Annotated in this window: 30 protein-coding genes; all 30 read right to left on the reverse strand. The window is 73.1% G+C overall.

Features of this window, described 5'->3' with window-relative positions; translation table 11 throughout:
• Positions 1–167, reverse strand: a 167-nt coding sequence (locus ACFXI3_RS44100; protein WP_378408003.1) for an NUDIX domain-containing protein, incomplete at its 3' end; no start/stop codon positions are given.
• Between the two features lie 142 nt (positions 168–309).
• Positions 310–663: a hypothetical protein gene (locus tag ACFXI3_RS44105; protein WP_378407946.1), complete on the reverse strand. Its 354-nt coding sequence runs from the start codon at positions 661–663 to the stop codon at positions 310–312.
• A gap of 63 nt (positions 664–726) precedes the next feature.
• Positions 727–948, reverse strand: coding sequence for a hypothetical protein (locus ACFXI3_RS44110; protein WP_378407948.1), 222 nt, complete (start codon positions 946–948; stop codon positions 727–729).
• A gap of 43 nt (positions 949–991) precedes the next feature.
• Positions 992–1,645 carry an HNH endonuclease family protein gene (locus ACFXI3_RS44115; RefSeq protein WP_378407950.1) on the reverse strand — a complete coding sequence of 218 codons (654 nt, stop codon included), beginning with the start codon at positions 1,643–1,645 and terminating at the stop codon, positions 992–994.
• Between the two features lie 78 nt (positions 1,646–1,723).
• On the reverse strand, positions 1,724–2,002 hold the full coding sequence (locus tag ACFXI3_RS44120; protein WP_378407952.1) for a hypothetical protein: 279 nt from the start codon (positions 2,000–2,002) through the stop codon (positions 1,724–1,726).
• 23 nt (positions 2,003–2,025) lie between these two features.
• Positions 2,026–2,493, reverse strand: a complete 468-nt coding sequence (locus ACFXI3_RS44125; protein ID WP_378407954.1) for a hypothetical protein — start codon at positions 2,491–2,493, stop codon at positions 2,026–2,028.
• On the reverse strand, positions 2,490–2,711 hold the full coding sequence (locus ACFXI3_RS44130) for a hypothetical protein (RefSeq protein WP_378407956.1): 222 nt from the start codon (positions 2,709–2,711) through the stop codon (positions 2,490–2,492). Before ACFXI3_RS44130 ends, ACFXI3_RS44125 begins: the two co-directional genes overlap by 4 nt.
• Before the next feature lie 80 nt (positions 2,712–2,791).
• The gene (locus ACFXI3_RS44135; protein WP_378407958.1) at positions 2,792–3,259 is read right to left on the reverse strand and encodes a hypothetical protein; all 468 of its coding nucleotides are present in this window, start codon (positions 3,257–3,259) and stop codon (positions 2,792–2,794) included.
• Positions 3,260–3,554: 295 nt separating this feature from the next.
• Complete coding sequence (locus ACFXI3_RS44140) at positions 3,555–5,834, reverse strand: FtsK/SpoIIIE domain-containing protein (RefSeq protein ID WP_378407960.1); 2,280 nt, start codon at positions 5,832–5,834, stop codon at positions 3,555–3,557.
• 112 nt (positions 5,835–5,946) lie between these two features.
• Positions 5,947–7,023: a conjugal transfer protein TraI gene (locus ACFXI3_RS44145; protein WP_378407962.1), complete on the reverse strand. Its 1,077-nt coding sequence runs from the start codon at positions 7,021–7,023 to the stop codon at positions 5,947–5,949.
• Positions 7,020–7,331: a conjugal transfer protein TraH gene (locus ACFXI3_RS44150; RefSeq protein WP_378407964.1), complete on the reverse strand. Its 312-nt coding sequence runs from the start codon at positions 7,329–7,331 to the stop codon at positions 7,020–7,022. The genes ACFXI3_RS44145 and ACFXI3_RS44150 overlap by 4 nt, the downstream gene beginning before the upstream one ends.
• Positions 7,328–7,693, reverse strand: coding sequence for a hypothetical protein (locus tag ACFXI3_RS44155; RefSeq protein WP_378407966.1), 366 nt, complete (start codon positions 7,691–7,693; stop codon positions 7,328–7,330). The genes ACFXI3_RS44150 and ACFXI3_RS44155 overlap by 4 nt, the downstream gene beginning before the upstream one ends.
• A complete protein-coding gene (locus tag ACFXI3_RS44160; RefSeq protein WP_378407968.1) occupies positions 7,686–7,931 on the reverse strand; it encodes a hypothetical protein in 246 nt (81 codons plus the stop codon). Before ACFXI3_RS44160 ends, ACFXI3_RS44155 begins: the two co-directional genes overlap by 8 nt.
• Before the next feature lie 12 nt (positions 7,932–7,943).
• Positions 7,944–8,204: a hypothetical protein gene (locus ACFXI3_RS44165; protein WP_378407970.1), complete on the reverse strand. Its 261-nt coding sequence runs from the start codon at positions 8,202–8,204 to the stop codon at positions 7,944–7,946.
• Positions 8,205–8,261: 57 nt separating this feature from the next.
• Positions 8,262–8,426, reverse strand: a complete 165-nt coding sequence (locus tag ACFXI3_RS44170; protein ID WP_378407972.1) for a hypothetical protein — start codon at positions 8,424–8,426, stop codon at positions 8,262–8,264.
• 1 nt (position 8,427) lies between these two features.
• Entirely contained in the window at positions 8,428–8,769 is a 342-nt protein-coding gene (locus ACFXI3_RS44175; RefSeq protein WP_378407974.1) for a hypothetical protein, read from the reverse strand.
• Entirely contained in the window at positions 8,769–9,149 is a 381-nt protein-coding gene (locus ACFXI3_RS44180; RefSeq protein ID WP_378407976.1) for a hypothetical protein, read from the reverse strand. The genes ACFXI3_RS44175 and ACFXI3_RS44180 overlap by 1 nt, the downstream gene beginning before the upstream one ends.
• 42 nt (positions 9,150–9,191) lie before the next feature.
• Positions 9,192–9,524, reverse strand: a complete 333-nt coding sequence (locus tag ACFXI3_RS44185) for a hypothetical protein (RefSeq protein ID WP_378407978.1) — start codon at positions 9,522–9,524, stop codon at positions 9,192–9,194.
• Positions 9,521–9,757: a hypothetical protein gene (locus ACFXI3_RS44190; protein WP_378407980.1), complete on the reverse strand. Its 237-nt coding sequence runs from the start codon at positions 9,755–9,757 to the stop codon at positions 9,521–9,523. Before ACFXI3_RS44190 ends, ACFXI3_RS44185 begins: the two co-directional genes overlap by 4 nt.
• Positions 9,754–9,966, reverse strand: coding sequence for a hypothetical protein (locus tag ACFXI3_RS44195; protein WP_378407982.1), 213 nt, complete (start codon positions 9,964–9,966; stop codon positions 9,754–9,756). Before ACFXI3_RS44195 ends, ACFXI3_RS44190 begins: the two co-directional genes overlap by 4 nt.
• Positions 9,967–10,258: 292 nt before the next feature.
• Complete coding sequence (locus ACFXI3_RS44200; RefSeq protein WP_378407984.1) at positions 10,259–10,402, reverse strand: hypothetical protein; 144 nt, start codon at positions 10,400–10,402, stop codon at positions 10,259–10,261.
• The gene (locus ACFXI3_RS44205; RefSeq protein WP_378407986.1) at positions 10,402–10,596 is read right to left on the reverse strand and encodes a hypothetical protein; all 195 of its coding nucleotides are present in this window, start codon (positions 10,594–10,596) and stop codon (positions 10,402–10,404) included. The genes ACFXI3_RS44200 and ACFXI3_RS44205 overlap by 1 nt, the downstream gene beginning before the upstream one ends.
• A gap of 167 nt (positions 10,597–10,763) precedes the next feature.
• Positions 10,764–11,174 (reverse strand): SsgA family sporulation/cell division regulator, encoded by a 411-nt coding sequence (locus ACFXI3_RS44210; RefSeq protein WP_378407988.1) that lies wholly within the window; start codon positions 11,172–11,174, stop codon positions 10,764–10,766.
• Entirely contained in the window at positions 11,171–11,344 is a 174-nt protein-coding gene (locus tag ACFXI3_RS44215; protein ID WP_378407990.1) for a hypothetical protein, read from the reverse strand. The genes ACFXI3_RS44210 and ACFXI3_RS44215 overlap by 4 nt, the downstream gene beginning before the upstream one ends.
• Positions 11,341–11,532 (reverse strand): hypothetical protein, encoded by a 192-nt coding sequence (locus ACFXI3_RS44220; RefSeq protein ID WP_378407992.1) that lies wholly within the window; start codon positions 11,530–11,532, stop codon positions 11,341–11,343. The genes ACFXI3_RS44215 and ACFXI3_RS44220 overlap by 4 nt, the downstream gene beginning before the upstream one ends.
• The gene (locus tag ACFXI3_RS44225) at positions 11,529–11,762 is read right to left on the reverse strand and encodes a hypothetical protein (RefSeq protein ID WP_378407994.1); all 234 of its coding nucleotides are present in this window, start codon (positions 11,760–11,762) and stop codon (positions 11,529–11,531) included. The genes ACFXI3_RS44220 and ACFXI3_RS44225 overlap by 4 nt, the downstream gene beginning before the upstream one ends.
• A 100-nt stretch (positions 11,763–11,862) precedes the next feature.
• Positions 11,863–12,039, reverse strand: a complete 177-nt coding sequence (locus ACFXI3_RS44230; protein ID WP_378407996.1) for a hypothetical protein — start codon at positions 12,037–12,039, stop codon at positions 11,863–11,865.
• A 42-nt stretch (positions 12,040–12,081) separates the two neighbouring features.
• Positions 12,082–12,303: a hypothetical protein gene (locus ACFXI3_RS44235; protein WP_378407997.1), complete on the reverse strand. Its 222-nt coding sequence runs from the start codon at positions 12,301–12,303 to the stop codon at positions 12,082–12,084.
• Positions 12,304–12,370: 67 nt separating this feature from the next.
• Complete coding sequence (locus tag ACFXI3_RS44240; protein ID WP_378407999.1) at positions 12,371–12,523, reverse strand: hypothetical protein; 153 nt, start codon at positions 12,521–12,523, stop codon at positions 12,371–12,373.
• Positions 12,524–12,641: 118 nt separating this feature from the next.
• Positions 12,642–13,231 (reverse strand): hypothetical protein (locus tag ACFXI3_RS44245; RefSeq protein WP_378408001.1); only part of this gene is annotated, 590 nt, incomplete at its 5' end.

A 13,231-nucleotide genomic window follows, 5' to 3' on the forward strand; every position in this document is an offset into this window, starting at 1 on the left:
GCGGCGTCGCGGAAGGACTCCTCGACGTCGACGTGGCCGCCGGGCAGCGCCCACTGCCCCCGGTAGGGGTCCCAGCGGCGCTGCACCATCAGCACGTGCCAGCTGCCGTCGCGCCAGGCGAACGCGACGACGTCGGCGGTCAGACGGGCGAGTTCGTGCGTGCTCACAACGATCTCCTCGTGTCAGGAGGGTCCCGCGACCGGGCCCGGTCGCGGAAAAAAAGGGGCGGTCCGGGGAACGCGGCGCGCCCCGGCCGCAGAGGGCCGGGCGCGTCGCGTCGGAGCCGGTGGGCTGTCCGGCGGGTGCGGGTCAGGCGTGCCAGACGATCGCGGGGAACGCGCCCGGCGTGTGCGGGCCGTCGACGTACTCCAGTTCCGGGCCGGCGGTGTCGCCCGGCAGCCGTCGGCACCAGCGAAGCCGGAAGTCGGCGACGTCGTCCTCGCTCGGGGCGTGCGGGGCGATGTCGTCGGGACGCGCGCGCATCAGCGTCAGCGCCTCGGCGGGGTCGGCGACGCCGCAGGCGAACACGAAATCGGTGTGCTCGCACACGAACACGCTCGGCTCGGCCGAGCCGGTCACGGCTTCCAGGTCGGTGTTGATCCCCCAGTCGATCCCCGGGGAGTGCCCGGCAGAGCCGGGGAGGCGTTCATGGGTTGCGGTCATGCGGTGCTGCCCTTCCTGCCAGTGGAGCGGGGTGCGGGTCGTTAGTCCCGGATGGATTGGAAGTCAGTGGTAGGCAATCGCCCTGGCAGCGCGGATTTCCTCCGGAGTCGAGTTGGCCTCGACGCGGCGGAGGGCGGCTGCCGAGCGGTCGAGCATGCGCTGCAGCACCGGGTCGCGGTCGCGGTTGTTCGGGCCCGGGCCGAGGCAGGTCTGCGTTTGCTGGTCGTCTTTCATGGCTTTCACGAGCCGGGTGATCTGGGCGGCCCGTACCGTGTCGCGTTGCATGGAGGTCCTTTCGTGACGGTGGCGGTGTGGGGTGTCCGGGCGGTCAGCAGCGGCGGAGAATCCCCGCGATGGCGTCGTGTTCGGCGGGGTCGACGGTCATGGCGTATTTCGCTTTCACCGCGACCCACTGGGCGACGTAGCCGCAGCGGTCGAGGGCGGGCAGCCAGCGGGCGGGGTCCTGGTCTCCCTTGGCGCGGTTGGACTTCGCGGTGACCGCGACCAGCACGAGACGGGTGTCGTTGGCGTAGGCCTCGCGCTGGGCGCGGGACCAGCCGCGGGTGCCGGAGCGGGCGGCCTCGGCCAGCGGCACCATGTGGTCGATGTCCAGCGCGCCGGGGTCGGCGACCGCGACGCCGTCGTAGCGGGAGGTCCACCGGCCGCCGGTGATCCGGCAGTGCGGCCCGGTCGTCACGCCGGCGCCTTGGGTCTTCAGGGTTTCCGCGCGGGCGTCGCACTCGCCCGCGACCCGGTCCCAGTGCGGCCAGTCCGCGCGCCGGTAGTGCGCGCCGGTGTCCTCCGGCGCGACCCGCAGCCGCGCCAGCGCGGCCCGCGCCGCCCCGGCGGTCAACCCCGCGCCCGCCGCGTGCGGCACGGGTGCGGGGTCGGCGACCGCAGCGCACCCGCCGATCGCAGAGCAGACGAGGGCGGCCGCCGCGAGCGCGCCTGCGACGCGGTGCGGCCGGAAATCAGCAGCCATCGGCAAGTCCTTTCGCAAGAGGGGAAAGAGCAGTGCAGAGGGGCGGGAAAGTCCGGTGTTGACGGCGGCCGGCCGGGGTCAGCGCGGGCCCTGCCAACTGAGCAGGTGGTTGTCCTGGCCGCCGATGCGGATCGCCGCGTCGTGGTCGGCCTGCGTGAGGGCTTTGCGGTTGCTTTCCGGAACGAGGCAGACGATCCCCCGGCGGGACAACCGCCGCAGGTGCTCGTCCACGGCGGCTCGGCCGCGTCCGAGCGCGCGGCGGAAGTCGACCAGGCCGATCCACTCGCCATGGCTGTGTTCGAGTCGCTCGACGGCGGCGAGGATCGCCGCATCCCAACGCGAGTCCTTCGTGGACATGCAGTTTCCTTTCCGGTGCGGGATCAGTTGAAATGGCCGCCGGACAGGCGCCCGGCGTCGGCGAGCTTGTGCGCGAGCCGGTCGATGCGGCCCCAGTGCGCGGCGACGACCGACCGCGCCCGGTTCTGCAGCCAGCCGGTCGAGCGCGGGCAAAGCCGTTTGTTCGCGCGGAAGTAGTCGAGGTCCCATCCGCATCCGCCGGACGCCCAGCGGATCGCCTGCCCCCGGCCCAGTCCGGCGTTGCGCTGCACCCACCGGGCCGAGCCCTCGCGCTCGGCCAGCGCCACCACCAGGGCGGTCTCGACCTGCTCCGGGTTGTCCAGGTCCACGTCGGCGACCTCGACCACTCCGCCGACGGCCAGCAGCCGCGCGCTGCGCACCGTCAGGCGGCCCGCCGTGCTGCGGGCGGCGGCCTTGCAGGCGACGGCGTGCGCGACCTCGTGCGCCGCCGTCGCGAGCCGCATGCCCTCCTCGGGCGTGTAGCGGGTCACCGGCGGCCCTGGATGATCCGCATCGCCTCGGCACGCTCGGCTTTCGTCGCGTTCGCGTGGGCGCGGTCGAACAACGTGTGCGCCCGGGCAAGCGCCCGCGCGGCGGCGGCGCGGGCCGCGGCGTCGGGCGCGGCTTTCACGGCTTCTTCCGCCACGTACTCGTCTTTGAGCGCGCGGATGAGGGCGTCGACCTGAGACTGCCGCGGCGTGCTGGACACGGTTGTTCTCCTTCGCGTCGGTATCGGATGGGCGCCGCGAGCGCGGCAGCCCTTGAGGCGCTTCGTCCTGGCGGAGCAGGTCAGTTGAAATGGCCGCCGGACAGGCGCCCGGCGTCGGCGAGCTTGTGCGCGAGCCGGTCGATGCGGCCCCAGTGCGCGGCGACGACCGACCGCGCCCGGCCCTCCAGCCAGCCGGGCGAGCGGTCGGAGAAGCGCTTCATCCGGCGGAATTCCGCGAGGTCCGAGCTGCAGCCGTGGGCGGACCAGCGCATCGCCTGCCCCCGCCACATCCCGGCGTTGCGCTGCACCCACCGCGCGCCGCCCTCGCGCCCAGCCAACAGCACGATCAACGCGGTGTTGACCTGGTCCTGGTTGTCGGGATCGACGTCGGAGTGCTCGATGTATCCCCGGTCGCCCTGCAGCACCGCGCGCAGCACCGTCAGCCGTCCGGCGCGGGTGCGGGCGGCGGCCTTGCAGGCGACCGCGTGCGCGACCTCGTGCGCGGCCAGCGCCAGCAGCGACGCCTCCTCGGGCGTGTAGCGGGCCATCAGCGGTCCCGCCCAGCGAACCTCTGCGGTGCCATGAATTACCTCCCGAATATCACGGTGAGTAGTCATCGAGGGGTGCAGGCCGGCCCCGGCGGCCGGAGTGGCGAGGCGCGCGATCCGGGTTACGCCGGTGGTTACGCGCGCGTTTTCGAGTTACATCGGTAACTCGCGGCCCGCGAACCGGTAACTGGGCCCTGATCTGCGACGAGTTACACAGTTACGCCCCGTCGGCCAGGACGCGGCCGCTGCCGCGACCCCCGGCGACCGGGGTTCGCGGCAGCGGCGCCGGCCGTCATCACTCGTCGTCCGCGCCCACCTCGTCTGCCCGGCCTCGCCGCGCGAGAACGTCACGGACGGTAGCCGGATCGACTGGGTAGAGGTTCCCGGTCGAGGGGACCTTGACCCCGGCGTCCTTGAGCTGGGCGACCAGGTCTCGCTTGCCGAGCTTGCGGTAGGGCGCCCAGCGCGGGGCGAGGTTGCGCAGCGCCCCGGCCAGGTCGGCGGCGTTGACCGGGTCGTCCCCGGTCAGCACGGCCGCGACGTCCTCAAGCAGGTCGCGGCCGGTTTCCAGCTGCGGGGCGGGCCGCTGCCCGGCGATGGCGGTGCCCGTGGCGAGCTGGGCCATCGCGCGGGCGATGACGTCGGCGGCGGCGTCCCAGCCGCGGTCGTCGTCGACCTCGATGAAGAACGTCCGCAGGATCTCGAACAGCTCCTCGGTCATGCCGGTCGCGACCATGGTTCCGCGGTCGACGTTGAACCGCAGCTCCGTGGCGCGGATTCCGGCGGCGAAGCTGCCGTCTCCGAGGAATCCGTCGTTGGAACGCCAGGTCTTGACCGAGAAGCAGCCGTTCGCGCCGACGTTCTCCACCAGCTGCGACGGGATCGCGTCCGCCCGCGAGGACTGGGTGTCGTACACGGTGGACACGCCCGTCTTGCGGCCGCGCTTGACGATGTTCACGGCCAGCTCGGCGGCGGTTTTGCCCAGCTCGGAGTGCCCGAACAGCTCGTGGCACTCGGAGAACCCGACGAACAGCGGCCGCATGTCCTCGTGCTGCTCGGAGATCTGCCGCGTCAGCTTCTTCGCGCCCAGCTCCGCCAGGCGCCCTTCCCTGCGCCCGACCTCGGCGTACAGCTCCTCCAGATGCGCCACCGCCTGCTCGACGTGCTCGCCGGTGGCGCCCTTCTCGTACAGCGACAGCCGCGGCTCGTAGGCGTCGAAGTCGCCGTTCATGGCGAACACGTGGATCCGGATCTCGGCCAGCGGGTCCAGCGCGACCCCGAGCACCATGCACCGGACCGCGTTGGACTTGCCCTGCCCCGGTTGCCCGCCGAACACCGCGTTCGACCCGACGATCGGGATCAGGACGACGTCGCCGCGCTGGGTGATCCCGATCGGGACGCCGTCGAACACGTCGGTCGCACCCTCGCTGAGCAGCGGATACGGCGGGGTCGGCTTCTCCATCACCCCGGAGTCGGCGACGTAGAGGTTCAGGTAGCCGGCCTTGCCGCCCTTCTCCCGCCCGTAGTCCGACGCCCACACCTCGACCGGGTTGCGGTTGAGGTTCTTGGCCAGCACGTCCCGCTTGTCCGCGACCATGCCGGGGGTGACGCCCAGCGGAAGGTCCACGATCGCCCGGTAGCCCTTGAACGCGCCCGTCCCCTCCCGGGTCGGGGTCAGCTCGAACCGCGGCGTCCACCCCTCCTTGACCAGCGCGGTCTTGAGCGCGGGGACGTTCAGGTGCCGGAACGCGGTGGTGATCGCGTCGGCGGTGATCAGCTCCGACCGGTCGCTGCCGCCGCCTCCGGCCGGGGCCAGCCACGTCGGGTGCGCCTCGGCCTTGCGGCCGATGTGGTGCAGCAACGCCCCCGCCAGCCACGGCGCGCCGAGCAGGAACGGCCCCCACGTCACCGACACCGCGATCACAACCCACTTGACCAGGTCGATCACGGTTTCGAAGGGCCGGGCCAGCATCGCGAAGTCCCGGTAGCCGATCGCGAGCAGGATGCCCAGCGCGGTCAACACCGCCACCAGCGCCGCCGCACCGAAGAAACCGGCCTTGACCAGCTTCTTCGGCGCGTCGAGCCAGTCCATCCTCCGCTGGTGGCGTTTCTCCTTGGCCTGCTCGGCGCGCTCCTCCCAGTGCTGCAGCTCCTCGAACTTCCCGCCCGCCTCTGCCGAGCGCATCAGCCGCTCGTAGCGGGAGTTCGTCTTCGCCTCCCACACCCGCTTCGCCACGATCAGCCCGCCGCCGAACACGTAGGACCCGTGCCGTGCGACGAACCGCAGCGTCGTCTTCGTCCGGTCGTGGGTGACCGCGGTCCGGGTCACGCGCGCCACCGTCACCGCGTTGTCGCGGTACTGCCGGTAGCGCCACGCCGCCTGCGCCCGCTGCGAGGTGAGCAGCCGCCACTCCTCGTCCGACACGATCTCGGCTTCGATCGGCTCGCCGGTGGACTCGGGGGCGCGCAGCGGGTGGACCGTGGCCAGCTCCCCGCCGCTGGCCGGAGCGGACTCGGCGGAGGTCCCGACGGCCGGGGCGTGCGTGGACTCGTCGTGGTTGTCGGTCGATGCCATCGTGGCCCTCCTGCATGGACTCGTGCGTGGACTCGTGCAGGTCACGGGCAGGGTCCGGTCCACCGCGCCGGGCAGGGCGGGGTGGACCGGACCCGCCCGCGCCCGGGTGGTGTCAGTCGGTCTTGCGGGTGCGGTCGAGGTAGCGGCGCTTCAGCTCGACCGCTTGCGGCTTGCCGCATTTGAGGGTGCGGCGGATCGACTCGGCGTTGGACGGGTCGAACCCGTCCGGACGGGACTCCAGCGCCGCCTCGAACGCCCGCTCCAGCTGCGCGGGAGTGCGCCGCTTCGGCTCCGGGATCGTCGCCCGCGCCGTGGTCTTCGGTGCGACGGGCGCGGGTTCCGGGCGGGGCGGGTCGGCGCGGGTCGCGGCCGCCGCCACCGGCTCGCGCGTCGCGCCCGGCGGGCCGCCGGGGTCGAGGCCGAGGGTGTTGAACGCGGCCAGCAGCCGCGGGAAGGCGCGCACGATGGCGACCGCGACGATCGGGCCGAGCAGGTGCAGGACCAGGCCCGACACCGTGAACGCCGGGGCGACCCCGGGCAGGTGCGGCCAGGCGTTCATCCCCAGCGTCAGGCCGAGGAACACCCACTCGGTGCGGTCCACGCTGCGGTCGGCGACCGGGCGGCCCCTGGTGGTGAGGTAGGCGCGGCCGGCCACCACCATCAGCAGCGCCAGCGAGCAGAACGGCTCCACCAGCCAGCCGAACCACCACTGCGGGGAGAACGCCGCCGCGCCCTCGGCCGCGAACAGCTGCACCCCGGCCGTGGACCAGGCCAGCGCCAGCGTCAGCGCCGCCATCCCGACCGCGACCAGCAGCCGCCGCATCCGCGCATCCCGGTAGGCCAGCACCTGCGGGTCGCGGTCGAGCCGCCACAACGCCCCGGCCTCGGCCACCGCCCGGCGACGGCGCCGGACCCGGTCGCTGGTCACCCGGAACGGCGCCTCGTCGGCCTCCAACTCCAACAACTGGTGCGCCTCGGCGTGCTCGGCCAGCCGCGACCGCACCCGCCGGGTCATCCCGCGCGCCGCCGGAACTTCCTCCTCGTCATCCTCCGGCCCGTTCTCCTCCCGCGCGGGTTCCGGGGCCGTCGCGGGTTCGGCGGCGACCTCGGCCAGGTGCCGCTCCAGCGCCGCCAGGCCGCGCGACACCTCGCCGCCCTCGTCGTCGGGTCCGACGCTCGTGGCGCTCATCCGCTGGCCTCCTTCCGCCCGTCCGGCCCCGTCTCGCGCCCGGCCGGCGCGGCCGCGCCGGTCAGCTGCCGGGGCGCGGGCCCGGCAGCGGCGAGCGCCGCGCGCCCGGCACGGGTGCGCCGCCGCAGCCGCAGCTCGTGCCACGCCCAGACCGCCGCGGCCGCCGCCGAGACCAGGTCGAGCCACACCGTGGTGAACCCGCCGACCGCGCACGGCACGCTCACCGCGACCACCTCGCCGAAATGCCCGCCGATCCACACCACCGCCCGCTCGGTGCGGGTGCGGCGGCCTTCCTGTTGCACCGTCACGACTCCTCCTTTCCGCAGTCCGGGTCCGGGCAGTCCGGGCGGCCGCAGCCGCGCACCAGGAACCCGTCGCACCGCTCGGCCCAGAACGTCACCCGGCCCAGCCCGATCAGGACCAGCTCCCGGGCCGCGCGCACCCCGTCGGGCAGCGCCGTCCCGCCGAACAGGCCGAACCAGAACACCCCCTGACGCCATGCCCCGGACTCCGCCGCCAGCGCCGCGAGCAGCACAGCGGCGAGCACCGTCCACCCGAGCGTGGTCCAGGCGTTGCGGACCGTTTCGGCCCGCGCGTCGCGCAGCGCGGCGCGGCCCTCGTCGGCGGCCGAGACCGCGCCCTGTCCGGTGTCGTCGTGCGAGTCAGACACGGCTGGCCTCCTGATTTCGTTGCGGCTGCGGGAAAAACTGGTTGACCGGGCCGTCGGCGGCACCGGTGGCCTGCCGGGTGATCGCCCCGTCCAGCCGGGACATCACCCCGGCCAGCACCGCCGCGGCCAGCACCAGCGGAATCCGCACCAGATGCAAAGCGACGAACCCCAGCAGCGCCGCCAGGAACCCCAGCAGCGCCAGGGTTCCCTTGCGCTGCAACACCTCGAACGCGCTCATCGCACCGCTCCCTTACAACGCGATCCGGTAGGACTCGAGCGGCCCGCACGCGGCCGACACCATCCCGACGATCTGGTCGATCCCGTCGATAGCGCTGTCGAACAGGCCGAGGCCCTGGTCGACGTCGGCGCTGGCGGTGCCCTGGGTGGCCCGCGCGACGGCCGCCCGCTGCTCGGACAGCACCTGGACGGCCTGCATCAGCGCGCCCCGCGCCCCTTTGGCCTGCTCGGTGGCGTTGGCGATCACCGCGCGCAGTTCCTCGACATTGCTCATGACCGGTCACTGATTCCTTCCGCAATGGACTTCACAGACGGGGTGGATGCGCCGCGTTCAGCCGCGGCGCAGGTGCGCGCGGATCCAGTCGTCGACGTCGGCGACCTTGCGGCCGTCCTGGTCGATCGGGCCGCGGTATCCGGATTCGCGCAGGTCGAAAAATCGTTTGTCGGCAGGGGTTTCCGGGCGACCGTCCGGGCGGCGCGTTCGAATCTCGGCCATGTCACCGCACCGTCCAGTAGGGATCGTCCGCTGTGAGGCTGCGGAGACGGGCGGCGTCTGCCTCGGCCTGCTCGATCGCGAGGTCCAGTTCGTCGCGGAACCGCAGCGCCGCGCGGAACAGGAACACCGCGTGGCACAGCCCGCGCAGGCCCACCACGATCGCCGCCACCGCCGCCGCCGCGTGCAGCCACGCGACCGCGCTGGAGAACCAGGACAGCGCTCCGAACACGGCAGTTCCGAGCAGGTGCCACGGCAGCAGCCGGGCCGATTCGGATATCAGCGAGGACACCTCGCCCGGCGAAGCCGCCAGGCCGCCCGGGTCCGGGGTGTGCGGTGCGGACATCAGCACTCCTCGCTCGCGGGGTCGATGTCGGCGAGCGGCCGGTATGCCGCTGCGGGCCTGGGGTCCTGTCCGGCCATGTGCTCCGCCCGGGCGAGCAGGTGCAGGGTCACCGCGCCGAACGTGGCGGCGACGGTGCAGAAGTCGATGCCGTTGTCCACCGACACGTCGGCCCCTTCGGCGAGCGCGGCGCGGCGGAAGTGCTGCAGTCGGGCGCGGGGATTCTCGTCCGTGTGCGCGACGAACGCGTTGAAGTTCGGGGCCAGGGCGAACTGCATGTGCTCGGCCAGTTCCGGGTTCTGCTCGATCAGGCGCGCCACGGCGCGCAGGCCCTCGGCCTGCCGCGCCGCGAGGTCGCGGGCGGCAGTGTCGTGTTCGGACATGACGGTTCCTTTCCGTGGAACGCGGGTTCGGGAAGCTGGGGTTCAGCGGCGGTGTTCGCGGGCGAACGCGCGGCCGGACGCGGCGATCCGTTCTGCGGCGCGGGCGTTTTCGATGTCGGTCAGGACGGCGGTGCCCGGCCCGCTGCAGCGGGTCTTGCGGGCGTCGCGGGCGCCGGGGCAGGAGATCGAGTCGGCGGCGACGGAGATTTCCGCGCCGCACCGGGTGCAGCGTCCTTCCCAGAAGTAGGCGTGGCCTTTCCTGCGGGCGTTGCGCCCGAGGGTCCAGGCCATCGCGTGGCCCTTGCGGGCCAGGGATCTGGTGTAGTCGTCGCGGACGACGTCTGCGCCGGCCTGTTCGCTGCGCGAGGCGCTCACCAGTGCCGCAGTCCTTCGAACTTGCGGCGCGCGGCGATCGTCTGCCGGATCACGCGGTCTCGCAGCGCTTTCTTGCTCAGCCGCTCGACGCGCGTCAGGTTCGCGGCGGCGGCGACGGCGAGCAGGCCGGCGCGGTCCAGCTTCAGCGAGTCGAGGTAGGCCTCGCCGTCTTCGACGGTCTCGGTGGCGCGGAGCTTCGCGACGACGGCGGCGGGAGCGGGGTGCGGGTTCACCGGCGCCCCCGGGCTCCGGCGGTTTTCTTGGCCACCAGGGCCTGCAGCCCGCGCGTGGTCTGGCGTTCCGCGCCGGTGATTCCCGCTGCGGCGGCGACTGCGGCGAGGGCCTCGTGGTCCAGGCGCAGCGCGTCGAGGTAGACGCGGGCGGCTTTCACGGTGGGTTCGGCGCGGAGGTTCTCCACGATCCGGGCGGGGCTGAGTTTCATCGGGCGTGTCCTTCCTGGATTCGGCAGCCGCGGCCGGCGGGTGCGGCGCAGTAGCGGGTGCAGCGGCAGTCGCCGGGGCGGCGCGGCGGTTCGGAGGCCGCGACGTGGAAGGCGAACCCCGGCTCGGCGGGGCGCGGGTCGGGGCGGCCGGTGCGGGCTGCGGGCGGGCGGTCCTGGGGTGTCGAGGGCGCTACCATGGCGTCCCCTTTCGTTGATTCGGTTCGGCGCAAGGGGGTTGTGGACCCGGCCCGGCAGCGCGGGCTTTCCAGGGCAGGGCTGCCGGGCCGGGGCGCTACTTCACCAGCCGCAATGTCGGCTTGGCGGGCATCCGTTCGGTCCAGGCATGCCCGCATTCGCGGCACTTCTTCCGCAGCCGGTCCCCCTGCAGCTTCGCCAGGAACGCGGTGTGCTTGCAGGTCTGCGCGGGGGCGGCCATCAGTCCTCCATCGCGGCGGCGACCGCCCGCGAGCAGGCCGGGTTCTTGCACAAGTTGAGGTTCTTGGCGACCTTCCGGCGGCAGCCTAGGCAGCGGCCGCCGACGGTGGCCGCGTGCAGGCCCGGGTCGACCCGCTTGCGGTTCGCGGCGTCGTGCGCTCGGCGCTTGTCCTGCTTGCTGGTGAGGAAACCCATCGGATCTTCTCCGTTTCCGTTGGCGTGCAAGGGGGTTGGAGCGGTGGTGCACCGGGGCACCGGCGGACTGCCGCGTCGGCGCCGGTGTCCCGGCGGAACAGAGGCCGCCTTTTCCGGGCGCGCTGGAGCGCGCCCCGGGCGGGCCGGGGCGCGGGGTGCGCGGGGTGTCAGGCGGCGTCGCGGCCGAGCAGGCCGATCTCGCGGTCGAAGTCGAACCGGGCGCCCTCGGCGCCGAGCGGGACGAGGGCCTCGGTGTCGTCGAGGGCGTGTTCCAGGTCGCCGCGGCCGAAGAAGAGCCGGGCCGTCCCGGAGGGCGACGAGAGGATCACCTTGACGGTGTCCGCCCACGCGAGGATCCGCACGTCGCCCTCGCCGACGAGCCCCTCGTCGGCGAGCGCGTCGGCGAGCAGCTCGCGGGCGAACTCCCACGCCTGCGCGCCGATGAGCATTTTCAGCGCCCACGGGTCGGCCGGGTCGTAGCGCAGCAGCACCGTCACGAGCGGAAGATTCGCCCGGAGAACTTCGGGCGGCGTGTGCTCGGACCGCACACGGGCGGTCATGACGCGGGTGACCGTCATCGCCCCGCCCCCGTCCGCGCCGTCCCGGCCGAGGCGTGCCGCTGTTCGGCGGCCAGGTGCTCGCGGGCGGCGGCGCGGCGGCGTTTCCACGCGGCCACCGCCTCCGGCGACGCGGTCGCGGCGGGGCGGGACAGGTGCAGCCGCCCCAGTTCGGTCAGCGTGCCCGTCACCGTTCGCCGCCCGTCTGCGCGTCGGCGGCGGCCAGGTAGGCGGCGACCGCGGTCAGCGCCAGCCCGCGGCAGCGGTTGCGCACCGGGTTCTGGCCCCAGTCCTCGCCCACCGCCGCGGCCAGCGCTTGCGCCGCCTGCTCGATCCCGGCCACCTCGACCCGGCCGGGCTCCCGCTCCGGGGCGCTCACCGGGCGCTCCCGGCGTGGCGGCGGCAGCGGCCGTCGCCGTTGTTCGCCGGTTCCCGGCGGCATCCCTTGACGGTGCAGGGGATTTCGCTCATCGGCCACGTCCAGGGCGTCGTCCCAGTCCAGACCTTCTGCGCCTTGACCAGCCGCTGCTGCCACTCCGCGCTCGCGGCCATCTCGGCCGATTCCTTCTTCGCCTGGGCGATCTTGCCCTTGACGTACTCGGCTACCATCGGTCCTCTCCTGTTCTGCGTTCTCGTGCGGTGCAGGGGTTTCCGCCCGGCCCGGCGGGGGTTCTTGGCGGAATGGCCGCCGGGCCGGGGCGGGAGCGAATCAGGGCACGGTGTGCTCGACGACCACGTCGTGGCCCGCAGGGCAGCGGCCGAACAACCGCACCTTCCGACCGGCTTCGAGGTCCGGCGCGCGACCGCGCAACGGAAACTCGTGACCGTGCTTGCGGCAGGTCGCCGTCGCGTCGACGACGAACCCGAAACGTTTTCCTTTGCCCATCGGCGAAACTCCCTCCTCGGCTGATGCGGCGGACGCGGGCGGTCAGGGCTTCGTCAGCTTTTTCGCGACCTTGGCCAAGCCGGGGACGTTGCGGAAGCCGCGACCGCGCGAGTCCACATAGCGCTGGGCCTGCCGGACGTCGGAGAAGATCTTCAACGCCCCGCCCGTCACCGCGACGTGGTACTGCCACGCCCGGGTTTCGTAGTTCCACGCGATGGAAACGCGGACGTTGTCGTAGGGCTGGTACTGGAAGTTCGCGCTCATGCTGTGTCCAATCAGGATCAGGGAAGCCTGGAACGGGTCGGCGCAACTGTGCGGATTCGGGACGGGGTCAGCGTTTCGGCGGGGTGACCGTGACCGAGACGACCTGCAGGTCGGTGAACGGGAGGTCTTCGCACCGGCGCGCTTTCTCGGCGGTCGCGTGCAACGTCGTCTTCCTGCCGTCGCGGTAGCGGATCTCCACCTTGTGGTCCTTCGCGGGCATGGCTCTCCTGTCCTTCGTTGTCCCGGGAAACGGAAAAGAGGCTTGTGGCCGAGCGCGGCGCGGTCCTCGCTCGTCGGCGCGGGTTCGCCGACGAGGCAGTCGTGCAGGCAGGAGCCGCTCACCGGACCGCGCGGCTTGCCCGGCGCGAACGCAGGGCCAGCCAGGTCGTGGTGAGCGAGGCCAGCACCCCGATCGCGCGGTGCGCGGCCTGGTCCAGCTCCATCAGCGCGGTCCCCGGCCCGGCCTCGTCCACCGCCCCCGGCCGCCGCTGCACGGTGGCGTGCTCCAGATAGCCGCCCTTGCCCAGCGCCTGGGCCGCTTTCTTCAGCGGCTCCCGCCGGTCGATGACGTAGTGGGTGACCGCGTTGACCGCCGTCCCGGCCAGCAGCGCGGCCAGCGGAACCCGGTGCCCGAGCACCCGTGTCACCGCGACCGCCGCGGCCAGCTGGCCCGCGCTGTACCCGGCGACGTGGCGGGCGCAGTGCCGCGCGCCCTCGATGCCGGGCTGCCCTTTGCCGACCGCGTCGGCGCTGGACTGCAGCCACTGGTCGCACACCGGGTGGATGTCGGCGAAGGTCGCCTGCAGCGCCGCGAACAACGCCAGCCCCCGCACCGTGCCCTCGCGCTTCCCCCGCCCGCCTCGGCCCGATCGCTGTGCCCGGTCGTCGTTTTCGGACATGGCTCTCCCGTCCTTCGTTGTCTGGGGAT

Source organism: Amycolatopsis sp. NPDC059235 (assembly GCF_042754125.1).
Lineage (GTDB): Bacteria > Actinomycetota > Actinomycetes > Mycobacteriales > Pseudonocardiaceae > Amycolatopsis > Amycolatopsis albidoflava.